This window comes from Angustibacter speluncae (genome assembly GCF_054777815.1).
In genome coordinates, this window is record NZ_BAAHAF010000177.1 from 1 (window position 1) to 3,585 (window position 3,585).

At 75.9% G+C, this 3,585-nt stretch carries 3 protein-coding genes and 1 pseudogene; all 4 read right to left on the reverse strand.

What is annotated here, in order from left to right:
- Positions 1–204 precede the first annotated feature (204 nt).
- The gene (locus tag ACYVKY_RS20000) at positions 205–1,293 is read right to left on the reverse strand and encodes a GGDEF domain-containing protein (protein WP_460436745.1); all 1,089 of its coding nucleotides are present in this window, start codon (positions 1,291–1,293) and stop codon (positions 205–207) included.
- Positions 1,294–1,396: 103 nt separating this feature from the next.
- Positions 1,397–1,807: a DUF3040 domain-containing protein gene (locus ACYVKY_RS20005; RefSeq protein ID WP_460436746.1), complete on the reverse strand. Its 411-nt coding sequence runs from the start codon at positions 1,805–1,807 to the stop codon at positions 1,397–1,399.
- A gap of 170 nt (positions 1,808–1,977) precedes the next feature.
- A complete protein-coding gene (locus ACYVKY_RS20010; protein ID WP_460436747.1) occupies positions 1,978–3,255 on the reverse strand; it encodes a Y-family DNA polymerase in 1,278 nt (425 codons plus the stop codon).
- A gap of 18 nt (positions 3,256–3,273) precedes the next feature.
- Positions 3,274–3,585, reverse strand: a pseudogene (locus tag ACYVKY_RS20015) (SAM-dependent methyltransferase); the annotation flags it as partial.

A 3,585-nucleotide genomic window follows, 5' to 3' on the forward strand; every position in this document is an offset into this window, starting at 1 on the left:
GGGTGCTCGCGCGCGAGGTCGGCCGCAACCGCCCCGCGGCCGACACCTGGCGGGCCCGGCTGCTGCCGGCCTCGGGGGTCGCGCACCTGCGCGGGACGCTTCAGCGCGTGGGGATGCGGTTCGACCGGGTCGACCGCGCCGTGAGCGGCCGGCTGCGGCGCCGCCGCCGGGACTGACCGCGCGTGACGCCCGTGGCCGGCGTCGTCAGCCGAGCAGCGAGCTCGCGGCCGCAGGCACCTCGGAGGCCACGCAGACCCGGTCGCGTCCGGCGCGCTTGGCGGCGTACAGGGCCAGGTCGGCGGCCTTGAGCAGGTCGTCGAAGTCGAGCAGGTCCGGGGTCAGCGTGGCCACGCCGGCCGACATGGTCAGCTGCAGGTCGGCCACCGGCTCGCAGCGCATGCCCTCGACGAGGCGGTCGGCCACGATCGCGGCGGCCTGCTCGTCCTGGCCGGGCAGGAGCACGAGGAACTCCTCGCCGCCGAGCCGGTAGACCAGGTCGAAGACCCGCAGGGTGCGGCGCATCCGGTAGGCGACCTCGCGCAGCACCACGTCGCCGCGGTCGTGCCCGTGCTCGTCGTTGACCCGCTTGAAGTGGTCGAGGTCGCAGATGATGAGCGAGACCGGCGCGCCGATCATCCGGGCCTGCGCCGCCGCCTCGGTGAACCGGCCGTGCAGCGCCTTGCGGTTGAACAGGCCGGTGAGCTGGTCGACGACCGCGTCGCCGCGCGAGGCGATCTCGGCCGACATCAGGGTGAGCGCGACCGCGACCAGGCTGGCCAGGACGGCCAGGAAGCAGGCGACCTGCACGAAGGCGGGGGCGGTCGGGACGGGGCCGAGGACGGCGGCGCCGACGCAGACGGCGGCGGTCACGACCAGGGCGCCGGCGATGCCGACCCACACCACGGCCAGCCGGAACCTGGCGGCCAGCATGAGCACCGGGATGGTGAGGAACATCAGCTGGGGGCTGCCGAGGCCGCCGGTGCCGAGCACGGCCAGGGCGAGGATGACCTCGAGGGCGACGATGCTGACGAAGCTGGCGACCTCGGGACGGGCGGCGTCGCGGTAGGCCCGCTCGAGCGCGGCGAGCACCACGACGGCCATCACCACGAGGGCGGCGATCCACCACCCGTACACGGCGGCGCTGCACAGCGACGCCACGCTCATCGCCAGAGCCTGGATGCGGCGCGCGGTGCGCACCCGGTCGTGCATGTCCTGGAAGCGCATGCGTGCCATCTCGGACGGGCACAGCCAGGCGGCGACGACCTCGCTGGCTCGGGACACGACGGCGTGCATGGGTGAGGTGTCGGCGGGTGAGGTGGCTCACTTGACCGTTCGCGGTGCGATCGCACCAGACGACTGCTCCGGACGGGCTACCCCGCCGGCCGTGCGGGAGGCGTCAGCGCCACTCGCCGCGACGGCGCTCCCAGCGCTCCTCGAGCCGCTGCATGAACCCGCCGCCGGTGCTGCTCGCACCGCGGTCGCCCGCGCGCCGGGCCCGGGTGGTGCCGTCGGCGCCGACGACGCCGAGCGGGCCGCTGCGCTGGGGCTGCTTGGGGCGGGAGAAGGCGTAGGTGACACCGGCCAGCATCAGCAGGAAGCCGGGGATCGCCAGGAAGATCAGCTGGGCGACCACGGCCGCGACCAGCAGGACGGTGCCGACCGCGACGCCCGCCGCGCCGAACAGGATGCGCCGCCCGCCGCGCGCACCGCGGGACCCGCGCATCGCCGAGGCGAACTTCGGGTCGTCCTGCAGGAGCTGCTGCTCCATCTGCGAGAGCAGCTGCTCCTCGTGGTCGCTCAGTGGCACGGTGCCTCCTGATGTCGTGCGCACCTGGGGTCGCGGCGGTCGGCGTCGACGACGGCGCCTGCTGCCATGGTAGGTCGGCGGGGGTCCCGGCGAAACCCGAACCCCACGACAGGTGGACGAGTGGGCAGCCCGGTGGGTTCCCGCGTCGGCGGACGACCCGCCGAGGACCGTCAGGACGGCCCGGGCGGACCGGGAGGCGACGGCCGGCGGGGCTCGACGAGCGAGGCGGGTCGCACGCTGTGCGGGCCGAACCGCGCGACCGCGCGGTCGCCCGCCTGCTCGGCCTCGCGGCGGCCGTGCGCGCGCTCGTCGAGGCGCAGCTGGCGCGGCCGGCTGCCCGCCTCGGCCAGGCCCTCGAGCCGCACGCCGACGAGCCGGATGCGCGCCCGGTCGAGGTGCAGCGCGTCGTAGAGCGCGCGCGCCGTGGCGTACACCTCGGCGGCGACGTCGGTGTGCTGGGGCAGCGTGCGGCTGCGGGTGATCGTGGTGAAGTCGGCGAACCGCACCTTGAGCGTGACCGTGCGCCCCACCATCTCGGCCCGGCGCAGCCGGCGGGCGGTGCGCTCGGACAGCCGCAGCAGCTCGCGCAGCACCACCTCGGGGTCGTCGACGTCGGTGCCGAAGGTCTCCTCCGCACCGATGCTCTTCTCCCCCGTCTCGGGCTGCACCCGGCGCGGGTCGCGTCCCCACGCCAGCTCGTGCAGGTGCGCGCCGGTGGCGCGGCCGAGCGCGCGCACCAGGGTGTCACGCGGGGTGTGCGCGATCTCGCCGACGGTGCGCAGCCCGAGCCGGTGCAGCTGCTCGGCCGTCTTCTCGCCGACCCCCCACAGCGCGCTCGCGGGCAGCGGGTGCAGGTAGTCGATGGTCTGCGCGGCGGGGACGACCAGCAGCCCGTCCGGCTTGCACCGCGACGACGCCAGCTTCGCGACGAACTTGCTCGCGGCGACCCCGACCGAGCAGGTGATGCGCTGCTCGTGCTCGACCTGGGCCCGGATGCGGCGGGCGATCTCGGTGGGGCTGCCGAGCCGGCGCACGGCGCCCGCGATGTCGAGGAACGCCTCGTCGAGGCTGAGCGGCTCGACGAGCGGGGTGACCGAGCGGAACACCTCCATCACGCCCTTGGACACCTCGCTGTAGCGCGCGTGGTCGGGCGGGATCACGGTGGCGACCGGGCAGAGCCGGCGGGCCCGGGCCATCGGCATCGCCGAGTGCACGCCCATCCGGCGGGCCTCGTAGGTGGCCGACAGCACCACGCCGCGGCCGCCGCCTGCCCCGACGATCACGGGGGTGCCGCGCAGCTCGGGCCGGTCGATCAGCTCGACCGAGGCGTAGAAGGCGTCCATGTCGACGTGCAGGACGTGGCAGCCGGTGTCGTCGGCGGTCAGGCCCTCGCCCTCGCGGCGGCCGTCGGCCCACCCGCCGACCCGCCCGAGCTGGTCGCGGCTCACCTCACTCCCCCGCCCGGCTCAGCCGGTGGGCGCGGCGAGCAGGTGCAGCAGCGGCGCGACGTCGACGAAGGCGTCGTCGGCGGCCGCCTCCTGCTCGAGCCGGGCGAGCAGCGCCTCGGCGCCGCCGTCGCCCGCGAGCGCTGCCCGCGGCACGAGGTCGGCGAAGACGCGCAGCCCCACGGCGTCGAGGACGTCGAAGCCGGCCGCGGCGAGCAGGTCGCCGACGGCTCCGCGGTCGAAGCGGCGCAGCAGCGGGTCGGCCTCGCCCCAGCGGCCGTCGGGGTCGCGCAGCACGTGGGCGGCCGCCCGCAGGTGCCCGGACGCGACCCG

What these genes read in the sequence shown, in the direction of transcription:
- ACYVKY_RS20000 (WP_460436745.1), bottom strand. Translation starts at nt 1,293, where the DNA reads ATGCACGCCGTCGTGTCCCGAGCCAGCGAGGTCGTCGCCGCCTGGCTG.